The organism is Myxococcales bacterium (genome assembly GCA_012517325.1).
In the GTDB taxonomy this organism is placed as follows: domain Bacteria; phylum Lernaellota; class Lernaellaia; order Lernaellales; family Lernaellaceae; genus JAAYVF01.
Window position 1 is genome coordinate 1 of sequence record JAAYVF010000104.1, and the last position, 15,969, is coordinate 15,969.

Below are 15,969 nucleotides of genomic sequence, written 5' to 3' on the forward strand. Positions count from 1 at the left end.
CCCTGGCCGACATCGACCTGAAGGATTCGGGAACCCAGACGCTGACCGTCACCAGCGACACCGAATCGGGCGGCGAGGAAATCACCCTGACCGAAATCGTTTACGATTCGGAAGGCACCGGCACTTTCGTCGGCTCGCTGCCGCTGACCGCCGGTGCGGTGGTCAACGACGACGGCGAGTTGTCGGTTGCCGACGGCGACACGATTCTGGTCCGGTATTGGGATGAAACGACCAGCAGTTGGAAATCCGACGACGCTTACGCCGACTGCGATCCGCCGCAATTCGCGGGCGTGACCGGCATCGACGCCGGCGATTCGATCGTCGACCTGACCTGGAGCGCCGCCACCGATCTGACCGCGCCGATCACCTACCTGATCTACCGGGCGGAAACCAGCGGCGGACAGAATTTCTCCACGCCGACCGGCGAAACGACCGAACTGGCGTTCACCGACACCGGCCTGGAAAACTTCGTCACCTACTACTACGTGGTGCGCGCCCGTGACGCCTTCGGCCACACCGAAACCAACACGGTCGAACGCAGCGACCAGACCGTCGGCCCGCTGGCCTTCTGGGAAGAGGATTTCGACGACAAGGCCGGCATCCCCGACGATTGGGAAATCGTCAACGGCGCCGCCGCCTGCACCTGGTCTGATGAAAATCCCGGCGGCCGCACCAGCGAAAACTGGAGCGGTCTGTTCGCCCTGGCCGACGCCGAGGATTGCGGCAGTTTCCAAAGCTGGGAAGACTACCTGATCACCGAGCCGATCGATTGCTTCGGCTACACCGACATCCGCCTCAACTTCACCCACGAATACGTCGTCAGCGAAGGCTTGTTCCCCAGCCACGCCACCATCGACGTTTCCAACGACGGCGGCACGACCTGGCACAACGTGGCCGACTGGCGCGACAGCGTCGAAGGCCTGACCGCCGTCGACATGAGCACCTGGGCCGACAACCAGACCGCCGTGCAGATCCGCTTCGGCTACACCACCGGCAACATGGGGCAGTACTGGGGCCTCGACAACCTCGAACTGGCCGGCGTTCCGAACACTGACGCGCCCACGGCCGACTTCTCGGCCACCCCGGTAACCGGCGTGCTGCCGCTGTCGGTCGCCTTTACCCCGGACACCACGGGCGTCGTGTCTGACTACCTGTGGGACTTTGGCGACGGCGAGACCTCGACCGAAGCCTTCCCGACCCACATCTATGAAACGCCGGGCACGTTCGACGTGTCGCTGACCGTCACCGGCCCCCACGGCAACGATTCGCTGACCAAGGAAGGGTTCGTCACCTCGACCTGCCCGATCCCGCAAATCGACTTCACCGCCGACGTCACCTCCGGTCCGGTGCCGCTTGATGTGCAGTTCACCGACCTGACCGACACGGCCGACGGCTGCGGGCCCACCGCCGTTGAATGGAACTTCGGCGACGGCGAAACCTCCGACGAAGCCGAACCGGCGCATACCTACACCGAGTCGGGCAACTACACGGTGACCCTGAAGTACTTCATCGACTACGGCTCCGGCCAGGTCGCCCAATCGAAGATCGCGTTCATCCAGGCGTCCTGCGCGGTGCCGGTCGCCGATTTCTCGGCGGACCAGACCGAAGGCGCCGCGCCGCTGACCGTTCACTTCACCGACCTGTCGACGGCGTCCGAAGGCTGCCCGATCACCCAATGGACCTGGTCGGCCGGCACGGACCTGGACAATCCTTCCGTGCGCGACGATCAGAACCCGACCTTCATCTTCAATACGCCGGGCACCTATTCCGTTTCGCTCGAAGTGACGAACGACGGCGGCGCCGACACCGAAATCAAACTGGCGATGATCACCGTCACCGAACCCGACGACGACACGCCGGCCGATGACGACGAATCGCCCGCGGACGACGATACTCCGGGAAGCGGTGATTCGTCCGACGACGACGATGACGACGACAGCGGCTGCGGGTGTTAAAGCCGGCTTGATTCGCCAAGCCTGAAAGACTTCGGGCGGCCCCAGCGGGTCGCCCGTTTTTTTTTTTGTTCATCCGGGATTTCCGGGGAAGGCGGCGCGGATCCATCGCTCTTTCGTCTCGTGCCCCGCGGATACCTCTTCGCCACGCCCACGGCAAATCATCCACGTGCCCGGGATCCCCACCAGCTCGATCCACACCTCGGCGTGAGGCCCCTTCTCACCGGCCGCAAACCGGCTGACCGTCCCCAGCGTGTAGCCTTCCCACTCCCCAAGAAGACGAATGAACTCTTGCTTCGACGACGGTAGACTCCTGCCTATCTCGGTTTGTTTGGTCACAATTGAGATAATGCAGATCTACCGTTGTCTCAATACGCTCTCTGAAAATCCCGGATGAACCTAAAAAAAAAGGGCGGCCCGACGGCCGCCCTTCCCTTTTCGCCGAGCGAAAAACTAGTAATTCAGCGCGTAATTCACGTCGCCGTTCAGGTAAGCCTGGGCGTTCTTCACGGCCTGCTGCGCCTGCGGCAACATTTCCGGAGCCACGTCGGACACGAAATGCAGGAAGCCCGGATTCGTCACGATGGCCGCCACTTCGTCCTTGTTGAGTTCCACGTTGGCGCTCTTGCCGCCGCGGCAGGTGACGGTCACGGTGGTCGGATAGTAGATCACGCCGACAAACGCGCCGACCAGCCCGTTGAGGAAGGAAATTTTGTTATGGATGGTGGCGTCGCCCGAGGGGCACAACTCTTTCACGTTGACTTTCTTGTCGCCGATGATGCCGAACAGCCAGTGGCTGTGCCAGCTGCTGTAGACTTCCTTGCCGTTCGGAGCGCCGGCGCCGACATCGTAGGTATGATGGAAGCAACCGACCAACGAAAACGCGAACGTCAAAACGATCGCCAGAACCAAAGCTTTCTTCATTACCCGATCTCCTTACTTTTTAACTGTTTGTTAGGGGGAAGAACGTCGCCACTATAAAGAAATCGCCCGCCGGATACAATTAAAAAATCGGATCCAGTCCCAGTCGCCGGGCGATCACCAGTCGCTGAATTTCGCTCGTTCCCTCGCCGATTTCGAGCAGCCGCTGGTCGCGGAAAAACCGCTCGACGGCGTATTCCTTCATCAGGCCGTAGCCGCCGTGAATCTGCACGGCGTCGTAGGCGATATCCCGGAAAATCTCCGAACAATACAACTTGGCCATCGCGGCCGCCTGAGTAAAGGGCCGTTTCTGTTCGCGCAACCAGGCGGCGTTGTAAAGCAGGAAGCGCGCCGCGGACAGCCGCGTGGCGGCTTCGGCCAATTTGTAGGCGTTGACCTGGAAATCGCCGATGCGCTTGCCGAACTGCGAACGCTCCTGGCTGTATTTCAAGGCCGCCTCGAAGGCGCCCTGCGCGCCGCCCAGCCCCATCGCGCCGATCGACAACCGGCCGCCGTCGAGGGTCTGCATCATCTGTTTGAAACCGTCGCCGCGTTTGCCGAGCAGATTGTCCTTCGGCACCCGGCAATCCTCGAAAAACAGCTCGCCCGTGTTGGACGCGCGCCACATCAGCTTGCCGTGCATCTCCTTCTGGATGAAACCGCGCGTGCCGTTGGGCACCAGGATGCAGGAAATTTCGGGCCGGCCGTCGTCCCGTTTGCCGGTGATGGCCTGCACGACGCAGATGCCGCTGATCGGCGACGCCGAATTGGTGATGAAAATCTTGCTGCCGTTGATGACCCACTCGTTGCCGTCGAGCACCGCGGTGGTCTTCGAGGCGCTGGCGTCGGAACCGGCGTTGGCCTCGGTCAGGCCGAAACTGGCCAGGATTTCGCCGGTGCACAACGGCGGCAACCACTGGCGCTTCTGTTCCTCGTTGCCGAAGTAATAGATCGGACCGATGCCCAGCGAGTTGCCGGCGGCCACCGTCGCGGCATGGCTGCCGTCGACCCGGGCGATTTCCTCGACCGCCATGATGTAGGCCACGTAACCGACATCGCTGCCGCCGTATTCCTCGGAGACGAACATTCCGAACAGGCCCATTTCGCCCATCCGGCGGACCATCTCGACATCGAACTTTTCCGCCTCGTCCAGTTCCGCGGCGCGCGGGCCGATTTCAGCTTCCGCGAACCGGCGCACCTGATCCCGTAAAATGTGTTGTTCTTCGGATGGATCAAAATTCAGCATGCACCCCTCCTCCGTTTTGAAACTCGTACATGGATTGGAAGGATTGGATTGTACAAGACAGCCTTTCGGCTGGGCAATAGCCCCGGCCGCGAAAAGTCGTTTGTTGATTCAGCCGCCGCGAAGCGCGACCTAAGCCGCTGTCCCGCAGCAGAAGCATTCGTTGTGACAAGCGCCGTAATCGCTATACCAGTAAGGAACCTGTCCCGAGTCGCAGGAGGCGGCACAGGCGTCGTCGGATTCGGCCTGCCCGGTATAAGTAACGTCGCCGCCGCATAAATCCGCCGTCTCCTGAGTCAACACGTCCAGATCGCAGGTTTCGGAAACGTCGTCGTTATCGTCGTCGTCATCGCCGCAAGTCATCGCCATGAGCGACAAGCCGAGCACCGTCGCCAAAAACAAAAACAACAGCGTCTTTTTCATGGGTCTTTCCTTTCGTTCGTCTTCGTTTCCTGAGTTGCCGAAAACCTGCCGCTCGCGCGCGAAATTCGCGCCGATCAGCGAGTCTGGTCCGCCGGGTCCATCGCGCCGAGGCGTTCGATTACCCGCCGATAGCCGTTGACGAACCGGCCGACGAGTTCGGCGAGCGGCGGCCGGTCGTGGATCAGGCCGGCAACCTGCCCGCATTGCATCGAACCCCACTCGACGTCGCCTTCCAGCGTCGCTTTCCGGGCGCGTCCCCGGCCGACGAAGGTGAGGATTTCATCGGGTGACTTGCCCTGCTTTTCCAGTTCCCAGATCGCCTCGGTCAGTTGGTTGCGCAAGGCGCGAACCGGCATGGCGAAACGGCCCGTCACCGCGGTGCCGGTTTCATCGCTGCCGAGTAGACGCTCGACGTAGGCCGCATGGCCGGTGCTTTCCGCGCAGGCGATGAAGCGCGTGCCGACCTGAATGCCCTCGGCGCCCAGCGCGAACGCCGCCGCCAGATGCCGCTCGTCGGCGATGCCGCCGGCGGCGATGACCGGAATCGAAACCGCGTCGGCGACCGCCGGCCAGAGCACCATGCTCGCGACCGGATCGAGCGCCAGATGCCCGCCGCCTTCCGCGCCCTCGGCCACCACCGCGTCGACGCCGGCTTCCTCGCATTTTTTCGCCAGCTTGGCGGAGGGCACGACGTGAATCGCGACGCCGCCGTTTTGCTTGATCAGGCCGGTCAGTTTTTTCGGGCTGCCGGCGCTGGTGAAATAGATTTTCACCCCTTTTTCCAATCCGATCTTCACGATTTCGGCGGCGTGATCGTAGATCAGCGGAATATTGATGCCGAAAGCGCCCTTGGTCCGCCGGCGCACCTCGTCGATCGCCACCGCCATTTCCGCCGGCGTATGGCTGCCGCCGGCCAGCAGGCCCAGACACCCGGCTTCGGCTGCGGCCGCGCACAGATCGGCGTTCGACCACCACACCATTCCCGCCGCCACGATCGGATAACGGATTCCCAGCAATTGGCAAACACGGTTCATGTTTTCATCCCGGTTGATTGAAGGTTGCGCTGCGGTTTTTGTAACGTACCGCGGCGCGCCGGTCAACAAACGCCCCTTGTTGGTTGAACGATCGTTCAAAACAAGCCTTTACAAGTCGCCCGTGGGAAGGTTAAAAGCAACAGACGACGGACGCGCGATCGCCCACCGGGGCGTGAAACCGGGCGTCCGCCAGTCCACTGAGCGAATGAGGTGCAAATGAACCGGCGTGATTTCCTGAAAAGCGGCTTGAGCGCGATGGGCTTTCTGGCGGTCGGCGGATCGCTCGCCTCCGGGACGACGGGCTGCGCCAGCGTGCCGCGCCAAACGGCGGCCGGCGTGCCGACGTTCGATCATCTGCTGGAACAGGGCGCCCGCGTGTTGTGGGTCGGCGCGCATCCGGACGACGAATCCATGGTCGGCGCCATGCTGGCCAAGGCCGGGCCGAAGCTCGGCAATCCGATTCATTTCTACGTGCTCACGCACGGCGACGGCGGCGAATGCACCCTCCCCGAGGACTGCCACCCGGACCTGGGATCGGTGCGCGGCGAGGAACTGAAAAAAGTGGCCGCGCTCTACGGCGCCACGCTCGAGCACGAATACTACTGGAACGCTCCGCTGCCGGTGGAATCCTTCCCCAAACGGCATGAAATCGCGCATAAATGGGTCAAGGAAAACGGCGACCCGACACCCAAGATCGCCAAGACGATTCGCGCATTCAAGCCGGACATCTTGCTGACGTTCGATCCGAAACACGGTTTTACCGGCCATCCCGAGCACCAATTGGCGTCGCGCTTCGCCACGGCGGCCGTGCGACTGGCCGCGGAGAAACAAGCCGCGCTGGACGGCGAACCGTTTCACGTGGCCAACGTTTACTACGGTTTGAATCGCTATGGGATCGCACGCCTGGCCGGCGTCGCCGACCCGTTCCCAGCCACCGACGTTTTCTACGGCCGGCAACCATGCATCGGCGGCAAGAATTGCCTGGAAGTCATGGGCGAGTTCACCAAACCGCATCGCACCCAGCGCAACGACATGGGCACCGCGCGCCTGCTGACCCGCTTCCTGATCAACGCCTATCTCTACCGGGTCGACCCGTTCGTGGAAATCTACGACCCGTTCGAGCCGACGGACAAAGTCGGTATGGGGTAGAGGGAATGGCGAATGCGGAATGTAAGAGCGGCTTAGCAGCCGGCCCAGTCAAGACATCGGTAACGGATTTGCGTGACCGAACCAAGTTGTTCTCGCTGCAAATCGTCCGTTTGGTCGAAAGTCTTCCGAAAAATCAAATCACCGACGTAATCAGCCGACAATTGCTGCGCGCCGGAACTTCGGTTGGAGCCAACTACCGCGCGGTTTGTCGCGCCAAATCAAAGTAAGATTTCATCACGAAGCTGGCGATCGTGGAAGAAGAATGCGAGGAAACCATTTTCTGGATGGAATTATTGATCGAAAGCGGCATGGTTCCACATTCGCAGCTCGGCGAACTTACCGAGGAAGCGACCGAATTGCCGCGGATTTTTGTTGCTTCCGCAAAAACTGCAAAGTCGCGAATTTAATTCCGTTGAGTTAATTCTATTCCCCGTTCGTCATTCGCCATTATTCCTTGCGGTATGAGCGGTATCGCGGCTGCTAAGCCGCTCTTACATTCCGCATTCGCCATTCCCCATTCGAGATTCCCCATTCGGCATTCGCCATTCCCCATTATTACCTCACTGCCGTGAACACGTACGGCGCCTGCACCTCGGCCGTGCGGCCGAGCGGCGCGGGCGTGCGGATGCCTTGCAGCACCCGGGCCACGCAGGCGGCGACCTCGGCGTTGCCCATCGTGTCGCGCGTCACCACGGCCGATTGCACCTCCCCCGCCGCGCCGAATTGCAGCCGCAGAACGATCGTCCCGGACAAGTCGCCGTGCAGCTTCAACACCTGTTCGTAGCAATTCTTGACCGCCGGCATCCGGGCGCGCAGCGTGTGGCGGATTTGCCGGTCGACATCGGCGTCGCCGGTCGCCACCTCCGGCGGCTGCACCCGGGAAATCACCTTGTGAATCTCGCGTTCGGCCAAGGGCACCGATCCCGGATTCGGCAGCAGATTCTGTACCGTGGTCGCGACCGCCAGCGGCCCTTCGCCGCCGCCGAGCGGCTGGCGCCCGTCGCGCGAAGCGATCCGCACGCCGCCGGCCGGCAGGTTCGACAGATCGTTGGAGCCGTGGATTTTTTCGAACCAGTCGCCGCTTTTGTCCTCGCGGGTCAACAGTTCGATCAATCCCTGATTGCGGTTGAGCAGCTCGACCAGGTTGCCGCCGGGGCCTTTCGCGGCCGCCGGTCCGCCTTGCCCGCCGCCCGGGGCGCCCGGCTGCCCGCGGTCGCCGAGGTCGGTCCGATTCACGGCCTCGACCACGCGCGGCGGAATGATGTCATCCGTAAAATCGTTGGGGATCTCGATCAGGTTCGGCACCTCGATTTTGCCGATCGTCAGATTCAACTGCTCCTCGATCGGCAACACGCGAAAGACCTGCCAAAGCGCGAGGTGGACGATGAAGGAAGCCAGCAGGCAGAGCAGCAGTTTGCGATCGTAGTAGTATTCCCAATCGATGCAAAGAATGTCCGCTCGGAAATCCGACCAGGTGTACTTCGGCATGCTCGACCTCCCGGCAAAGGGTGCAACCATCCCGCCGAGCGGCACCGCGGCCGGAGGCCGCCTGGCGTCCGCCAACGCCGACACCGAGAGCCGCCCTCGATTACTTGGGACAGCGCTCGGTTGAAGAAAGTTGCCGACCGGGAAAAAATTAACGATGTCCGAAGGCGGATTCCAACAGGCGGCGCACCTCGGCCGGTTCGATCTTGGGCCGGCGGTCGAAGGTGAACAGGCCGTTCTCCTCCTGGGCCACGTCGCAAAACTGCGTATAGGCGAAACCCTGCAAGTGCTCGTGCTCGGCCAGCAGATCGAACGTCTGGCGCAGACCGTCCGCCAGGCTGAGCGAGCGATCGCCGTAATGCTTGAAACCGTGCCCGCCGCATTCGCTGATCACCACCGGCTGGCCCTGATAGGATGATGGGTCGAGCAGCGGGCTTTTGTACACGCGCCGCGGCAGGGCCACGTAGAGATTCCGCCAGTGCCGATAGGGCAATTGGGCGGGATCGGCCAGGCGGCGGTAGAAATCGCGGATCCGCTCGGCGCCCGCCAGATAGTGGTGGACGTCCAGGATGTCCGTCGCGAGGTGCTCGTAACCCGAATTGTCGATGACCGGCCGCGACGGATCGAGCCGGCGGGTCAGGGCGATCATTTCGCGCAGCCAATCGCGGGTTTTTTCGCTCCAGAGCAGGTCGAAAATTCCCCAGGTTTCGTTGAAGAGCAGCCAGAGCATGACGGCCGGATGGCCCAGATCGCGGTCGATCGCCTCGCGCAGCAGCGCCTCGAAGGCGGCGCGATCGACGAGCGAAAAAACGAAGGCGCTGGGCATTTCGTCCCAGACCACGAGGCCCAGCCGGTCGCACCAGTAAAGCAGGCACGGATCGGCCAGGGTCTGGTGCAAGCGCAGGCCGTTGAAGCCGCAGGCCTTGATCAGCTCGACATCGCGCCGGTAGGTCTCGTCATCGACCGCCGTCACCCAGCCTTCGGGGTAATAGGCCTGATACAAGACCAATTTCTGATAAAACGGCTGGCCGTTGAGCAGCACCTTGCCGTCGGCGACGCGGAACGACCGCAAGCCGGCGTAGCCTTCAGCCTCGTCGACCACCTGCTCGTTTTGCCGAATCGTATAGCGGACCGTGTACAGATTCGGCTCGTCCGGCGACCAGCGAGCCACCCGGCGCGGATGAACCGGCACGGCCATCCGCTCGCCGTCGATTTCGGCGTGAACCTCGGTATCCGCCTCCCCGTCCGGGTGAATCAGTTTGATGCCGACCTCGCCACCGACCGGCTCGTGGATGCGCAGGTGAAAAACGAAGGACTTGGCCGACACATCAGGCACGGCGTGCGCGCCGATCAAATGCATCGGACCCCGGGTTTCCAGCCAGACCGGCTGCCAGATGCCCGAAAACGTTTGATAAAAGACCGTGTATTCGACCGGCAGGTGCGTCTGCTTACCGCGCGGCAGGCTACCGTCGCGCGTTTCCTGCACGTGTAGGCAAAACGAGTTGTCGCCGTCGCGCAGGAACGGATCGACGCGCCAGGCCATCGGCGTGAAGCCACCGGCGTGCTCGCCGACCTTGATGCCGTTGACGTAGCCGGTGCACTGATAATCGGCCGCGCCGATCCGCAGGTGGATTTGCCGGCCGCGCCATTCGTCCGGAATGCGCACCGTGCGGCGATACCAGAAGTGCAGCGCGCGGGTTTTGCGCCCCTGCCCGCTCGCTTTGGATTCGACGCAAAACGGCACGACGATCCGCTCGGGCAACGCGGCCTTTTGTTGCCATTTTTCGGCGACGCCCCGGCCGGCGGAGTCCGCGGCGAATTCCCACTCGCCGTTGAGCGACAGCCAGTCGCGGCGGGACAACAATGGATCGGGATATTCGGGACGGATCATGGCCGCGCTCCTTGCCTGGATGGTATAAATTTTAACATTTCTTTCGAATCTTCAAGAAAAAAAGCGGGGCAGGTGAAAAAAACCGTTTCCGGATCGGGAACCCGTCACTCCAACGTCAGATCGATGCGCCTCGGAGCGCTGGTTTCCAGGCAGACATCCCGCAGAATCAGGTACAGGTTTTCGGTGATTCCCATCGCGATGTACTCGAGAATTTCCGGGTCGAATTCGATGTCGTAGGCGCCGTCGGCGGCGCTGGAACAGCCGATGCCGAGCAACGTCTCCTCGCCGGAGTGAAAATAGGTGTCGCCGTCACCCTTGATCAGGTATTCGCCCATATTCAGATTGCAATCCTCGTCGGCGTACTCGACCCGCAAAACCACCGCGTCATCCTCCGAGACCGAGCCCGGCAACTCGATCGGCTCACCGTTGACCAGCACCGACAAATCCAATAACTCGGGCGCGTGGTTCGCCGTGCAATCGGGATCCTCCAACTCGATATCCAGGTTCAGCGGGACCGAATCGCTTTCATCGAAACAAGCATCGTTCAGGACGACGACCGCCTGATCGGCCTCGGCAAGGATATAATGGAGTTCCGTGGGATCGACGAAAAAGCGTAGCGGCTCGCCGGCGGCCTCGCTGGAGCAATCGGCGGCGGCGATTTTTTCCAAGACGATCGTTTCGCTGCCGTCCGGAGCCGACATATTAATGGCGACCGTCCCGCCGTTGAGATTGCAGTCGACGTCGGCATACTCGATTTCGAATTCCAGGTTGTCCTGCGTGGTCAGTGAGACGGGCGGCTCGGCGTATTGCCCGTTGACCCGATACCGCAACGAAAGCAGGTCCGGCGGCGTATTGCCGGCGCATTCGGGGTCGGCCGAGTCATCGTCATCTAGTAAATCATCGTCGTTATCTCCTTCGGTGTCGTCATCGACGGTGTCGTCGTCGCCCGCGCTGTCTTCATCGTCGTCGTCGCCGGAACAAGCATGAATCGCGAGTAACCATCCAATCAACAAAAAAGCGCTGAAAATTATTCGTTTCGGCAAGATTCACTCCTCGGATTAAATCGTGAATTCGTCACCCGAACCGCCCCCGGCTATTGGCCAATCAACGGAATCGGCAACTCGTTGCTCGTGTCGCCGCAATCGTCCTGGATGCCCAGGAAGAATGGTTGTCCGTAACTCGGATCGAAAAATTTCCCCCGGAAAATCAAATCGAAGGGGCCGTCCGCCTCACTGGAGCAACCGATACCCAGAATCGTGCTTTGCACGTCGTAATGAATTCCATCATCGGCCACGAGGTAATAGGTTCCACCGTCGAGGTTGCATTCGTTATCGGCATATTCGATGCGAACGACGACTTCATCGTCCATCCCCACGGTCCCCGGGAGTTCGATCGTTTCGCCGCCAACCAGGACGGTAAAGGCGATCAATTCCGGAGCCGTATTGGCGGAACAATCCGTTTCCTGATATTCCACCTGGATTTCCAGAGTGACCGGTTCGCTGGAGTCGCCACAAACGTCGACGAGCTTGAGTTCGGCCGACTCCGCGCCATCCAAGATGGCTTCAATCATTCCCGGATCGACCGCAAAGCGGGCCGGGCCGCCGTTTTCCTCGCTGGAACAGCCAAGGCCGCTGAAATGTTTTAGCGACTCATCGTTGCCGTTCTCGGCTTCGATCAGCAGTCCGCCGCCGTCCAGATTGCAGTCCGCATCGTCGTATTCCAAACCGAATTCCAGTTGGTCGAGCGTGGTGATCGAAATCGGCGGTTGCGCCGGTTGTCCGTTCACCCAAATTTGCAGCCCCAAAAATTCCGGCGCCGCGTTCCCGGCGCATTCCGGGTCCTCGCCGGTGTCGTCACCGCCGGCATCGTCATCCTCCGGTTCGTCGTTTTCGTCATCGTCCCCGCTGTCGGCGGCGTCATCGTCATCATCGTCGGCGCAGGAATAAAAACAGAGGACCAGGCCCAATAACACCAACACGCTGAAAATGGCTTCGGCTTTCATCGCTCGCCATCCTCCTTTTTCAACACCGCACCGGATCAACGACGCCGTCAACACCCGCAACCGTGGTTGTCGTCGCTGTCGTCGTCCATTGCTGCGGAGCGGTCGTCATCGGCATCATCGTCCGATTGGTCGTCGTCGCTTGGATCGCTGTCATCATTGTTGTCGTCGTTGTCGTCGTTGTCGTCGTCATCGCCGGCGGTATCGTCATCCAGGTCCTCGTACTCGACCTCGGCGCGGACCATCAAGACGCCGCTCTTGCCGATCCGGGCGTAGTTCACCCATTCATCATGGTAATAGTACCAGGTGTGATCGACCGGAGCGGCGTCCTGGTCGAAACAGATGTACGGCGACCGGACCGGATAATTGAACTCGAAGCCGACGAACCATTCGCCGCTTTGAATCGGCTCCTGGAACGCGGCGATCGCGGACAAATCGAGCGAGCCCCAAGTGCGCGTCGCGCCGGCCGGAACGCGGTTTTGGCGATAAACCGGTTGGGGTACGCCCTGATCGTCGTTGAAAATGGACGGAACGCCGTCGGCCTTGCCGTCATGATAAATCACCACGTCCACCTGCGAATTGCCGCCGACGGCGTCTTCCACCAGCCAGGAAACGCTTTTCAGGCGGACGGGATAACGAACCGGCGTCAAGGCTTGGACGAAGGGCAGATCCTTTACAACCATCATGGTGCCGGTGTCGCATTCGCCGTCGTCGTAAGCGATGTTCGGGCTGGGCTTGAGAGTGCCGTCGTGCGTTACGGGGAAAGAAACCACGCTGACCTGCGAGCAGAAAATCTCGTCGCGGCAAAAGCCGCCGAAAACGAAAAATCGGCCCTGGTCGTCAAAAGCGCCGGCGGTCGGCCCAAGCGGCTGGGGCAATAACTGATCGAGGAATTGAAAGGCTTCCTTGCCGTCCAGTTTCCGATAGATTGCCGTATTGTGGGGAGCGATATCGCCAACACCGCCGAATTGCCAACCGCCGGCGATCACTTCGGTCTTGCCGTAAATGCCGTACGCCGAATCCATCCGCCCCGCCGGCAGATATTCCGGCGCGGACCACTCGTTCGCCTCGATATCATAAATGACGAGCGATTCGCTGCCGATCACCCGCAGGGTGTCATGATCATAGACGGCGCGGAGATATTCCGGGAAATTGGGATAATTCGCCGCTTCGCCGCGCACCCATTCGTCCGCTTCGACATCGAAATAAAACACTTCCTGGGAGGGCGTGTAGTTGTCGTTGTCCGCCCCGCCGATTACATAGACCCGCCCCCGCTCCGGATCGCAAACGGCCGTCGTGGCCATGAGGCCGCCGCTGGGATCGCCCACCTCCGGCCCGAACGACCAGGAGTCGCCGGGGATATCGTAGATTTGCAAATAGTCGGTGCCCCAGTTGAAATCCGCCGTGCCGCCGACCAGGTAAAGGCGATCGTTCAGCAGGCAGGAACCGCCAACCGCCGTCGGCACTGCCGGTTGCGCCAGGCCATCGTTGTAGGCGTCGGCATCCGGATCGTAGGTTCCGAGGCCGTAGATTGTGTTTTCGTCGTACCCGCCGATCAGATAGAAAATCCGCCGGTTCGGATCCCAGATGATGTTGCTCAGAATGCGCGGCGGAGACAAGGAATTGACTTGATCCCAGACCAGGCGCGCCAGGAATTCCAGTTGGTCGACGGTCGAACCGGCCGTGGCGGTCACGGTAATGATGTCGTTGCCGGGCGGCGTCGCCGTGGGCAAGGCGACCTCGAATTCCACGCTGAGATATTCGGCGCCGGGCACCGCGACGGTTGACGGGCCGTCGATTTCCCAATTTTGCAGGTCGGAATAGTCGAGGGAAACGTTCAGGTTTTCGGTGGTTCCGTTGAACACCTTCATCTCGAAGACGATTTTCCGCCCGGCGCCGGCGGCGCGTTCGGTTGTCGAGGAAGAAATGTGCATCGTCGACAACCGTTTTTGCGGTGATGCCGCGTTCGCGGGCCCGATCGAACAGGTCAGCGCAAAAAGGAATGAAAAGGCGACAAAAACCCATCGCTTCATGACAGTGCTCCAAAGACGGTCGGGCCACTCATCGCTATTATATGATGTCAATTTGCAATGTTCGTGCCCATTATCACTTAACCAAGATTTTTCCTCGCGCAACAAAAAACACCAATAAAACAAGCGAATTATCGTCGTTATCCGGCCAAACGACCGGCCGGCGTCCCGCGGGAGCCGGGGAAAATTCCATGGTATTCCGCCGCTCGCCTCAGGTTTTTGAGGAAAAAAGACGACGCACGCCTTGCCTTTCTTCGCTGGTATTCGATACGTTGGCGGCATGGATCACGATTCGTCATTCAAGAATTTCAATCGGACCGATTGGTGGCTGTTGGGCCTGTTCGTTTTGTTGAAAATCCTGATCCATCTGCTGACCGACACCCACGGCGCCTACGGTTATTTCCGCGACGAGTTGTATTACCTCGATTGCGCCCGTCACCTTGATTGGGGCTACGTGGATCAGCCGCCGCTGTCGATTCTGATCCTGGCGGTCACCCGCGCGCTTTTCGGGACCTCTCTGTTGGCGATTCGCTTGCCCGTCATGTTGATCGGCGCGGCGACCGTCGTATTGACCGGCCTTCTAGCCGGCGAAATGGGCGGCGGACGGTTCGCGCGGTGCCTGGCTTGTCTGGCGGTCCTGACCGCCCCGATCTTCCTGGCGATGGGCAGTTTCTTCTCGATGAACGCGTTCGACCAATTTTTCTGGGTTTCGGCCGGTTACGTGCTCGTTCGCTTGATCAAAACGGAGAACCCGCGACTCTGGCTTTGGTTCGGCCTGATCGCGGGCCTGGGCTTGGAAAACAAGACCAGCATCGGCTTTTTCGGGGTGTCACTGGTCGCGGCCATGGCGGCCACGCCGTTGCGTCGGCACTTTCGCTTTTGGCAATTTTGGGCCGGCGGCTCGATCGCCGCGCTACTCTTGCTGCCCCATCTGCTCTGGCAAATCCACCACGACTGGCCGACGCTCGAATTCATGCGCAATGCCAGCCTGTATAAAAACATGCCGACCACCCTGCTTTCGTTCTTCACGGGCCAACTCCTGATGATCGGTCCGCTCAACACCCCCGTCTGGCTGGCGGGTTTGCTTTCCCTTTTCCTGGCCCGGGATGGACGGCGCTACGCGGTGTTCGGCATCGTCTACCTTCTGTTGTTCGTCACCTTCCATTTGACCAACGGCAAGGTCTATTACCTTTCGCCCGCCTACCCGCTGCTGCTGGCGCCCGGCGCGGTCTGGCTGGAAAAAGCCCTCGCCCGGCGGCGTTGGGCGCAGGCGGCCGCCGTCGGTTTGCTGGCGGTTGGCGGAATGGCGGTGGCTCCCCTGGCGATTCCGGTCCTTGCCCCGGAGCCCTTTTTGCGTTACCAGGATGCCTTGGGCATGCGCGCCCCCCAACAGGAACGGGCGCACAGCGGTGCATTGCCGCAACATCTGGGCGACCGCCTGGGCTGGGAGGAATTCGTCGCCCTGGTGGCGGACGCCTATGCCAGGCTCGAGCCGGCCGACCGGGCGAAGTGCGCCGTTCTCGTCAGCAATTACGGCGAGGCCGGCGCGATCAATCAGCTTGGGGCCCGCTACGGGTTGCCGCGCGCCATCTCCGGTTACATGAACTATTACCTCTGGGGCCCGGGCGACGCGACCGGCGAGGTGCTGCTGGCTTACTGGCCACGGAAAGAAGACCTAGTGCCCCTCTTCGACCGCGTCGACGAGGTGGCACGATTCCATCACCCGTACGTCATGGCGCGCCAGAACGACCGGCCGCTGTTTTTATGCCGCGGGCTCAAGATACCGTTGGCCGAGGCGTGGAAGCTCATTAAAACCTATTATTGACCGGCTATTTTCCCGGC

General features: G+C 61.1%; 11 protein-coding genes and 2 pseudogenes. 4 read left to right on the plus strand and 9 right to left on the minus strand.

The genetic code is table 11. The features are described 5' to 3' along the window. On the plus strand, positions 1-1,955 hold a 1,955-nt coding region (locus GX444_17915), incomplete at its 5' end, for a PKD domain-containing protein (protein NLH50458.1). 450 nt (positions 1,956-2,405) lie between these two features. Here GX444_17915 and GX444_17920 read toward each other — a convergent pair. The 4 genes from GX444_17920 to GX444_17935 form a co-directional block, all read right to left on the minus strand. After that, entirely contained in the window at positions 2,406-2,876 is a 471-nt protein-coding gene (locus tag GX444_17920; GenBank protein NLH50459.1) for a hypothetical protein, read from the minus strand. Between the two features lie 79 nt (positions 2,877-2,955). Beyond that, a complete protein-coding gene (locus GX444_17925) occupies positions 2,956-4,116 on the minus strand; it encodes an acyl-CoA dehydrogenase (GenBank protein NLH50460.1) in 1,161 nt (386 codons plus the stop codon). A 132-nt stretch (positions 4,117-4,248) separates the two neighbouring features. Beyond that, entirely contained in the window at positions 4,249-4,539 is a 291-nt protein-coding gene (locus GX444_17930) for a hypothetical protein (GenBank protein NLH50461.1), read from the minus strand. A gap of 74 nt (positions 4,540-4,613) precedes the next feature. Continuing rightward, entirely contained in the window at positions 4,614-5,573 is a 960-nt protein-coding gene (locus GX444_17935) for a nitronate monooxygenase (GenBank protein NLH50462.1), read from the minus strand. Between the two features lie 216 nt (positions 5,574-5,789). Here GX444_17935 and GX444_17940 point away from each other — a divergent pair, with 216 nt between their 5' ends. Both GX444_17940 and GX444_17945 read left to right on the plus strand, forming a co-directional pair. Further along, a complete protein-coding gene (locus GX444_17940) occupies positions 5,790-6,722 on the plus strand; it encodes a hypothetical protein (protein ID NLH50463.1) in 933 nt (310 codons plus the stop codon). Positions 6,723-6,727: 5 nt separating this feature from the next. Then, a pseudogene (locus tag GX444_17945) lies at positions 6,728-7,129 on the plus strand (four helix bundle protein). Between the two features lie 148 nt (positions 7,130-7,277). Here the strand turns inward: GX444_17945 and GX444_17950 are convergent. From GX444_17950 to GX444_17970, 5 genes and pseudogenes are all read right to left on the minus strand, one after another. Beyond that, entirely contained in the window at positions 7,278-8,210 is a 933-nt protein-coding gene (locus GX444_17950; protein NLH50464.1) for an AgmX/PglI C-terminal domain-containing protein, read from the minus strand. A gap of 148 nt (positions 8,211-8,358) precedes the next feature. Further along, complete coding sequence (locus tag GX444_17955; protein NLH50465.1) at positions 8,359-10,098, minus strand: hypothetical protein; 1,740 nt, start codon at positions 10,096-10,098, stop codon at positions 8,359-8,361. Positions 10,099-10,976: 878 nt separating this feature from the next. Further along, positions 10,977-11,072: pseudogene (locus tag GX444_17960) on the minus strand (PepSY domain-containing protein). 119 nt (positions 11,073-11,191) lie between these two features. Continuing rightward, on the minus strand, positions 11,192-12,100 hold the full coding sequence (locus GX444_17965; GenBank protein NLH50466.1) for a hypothetical protein: 909 nt from the start codon (positions 12,098-12,100) through the stop codon (positions 11,192-11,194). Positions 12,101-12,147: 47 nt separating this feature from the next. Then, complete coding sequence (locus tag GX444_17970) at positions 12,148-14,130, minus strand: hypothetical protein (GenBank protein ID NLH50467.1); 1,983 nt, start codon at positions 14,128-14,130, stop codon at positions 12,148-12,150. A gap of 277 nt (positions 14,131-14,407) precedes the next feature. Between GX444_17970 and GX444_17975 the strand changes: the two genes are divergently transcribed. After that, positions 14,408-15,952, plus strand: a complete 1,545-nt coding sequence (locus tag GX444_17975) for a glycosyltransferase family 39 protein (protein NLH50468.1) — start codon at positions 14,408-14,410, stop codon at positions 15,950-15,952. Positions 15,953-15,969 lie beyond the last annotated feature (17 nt).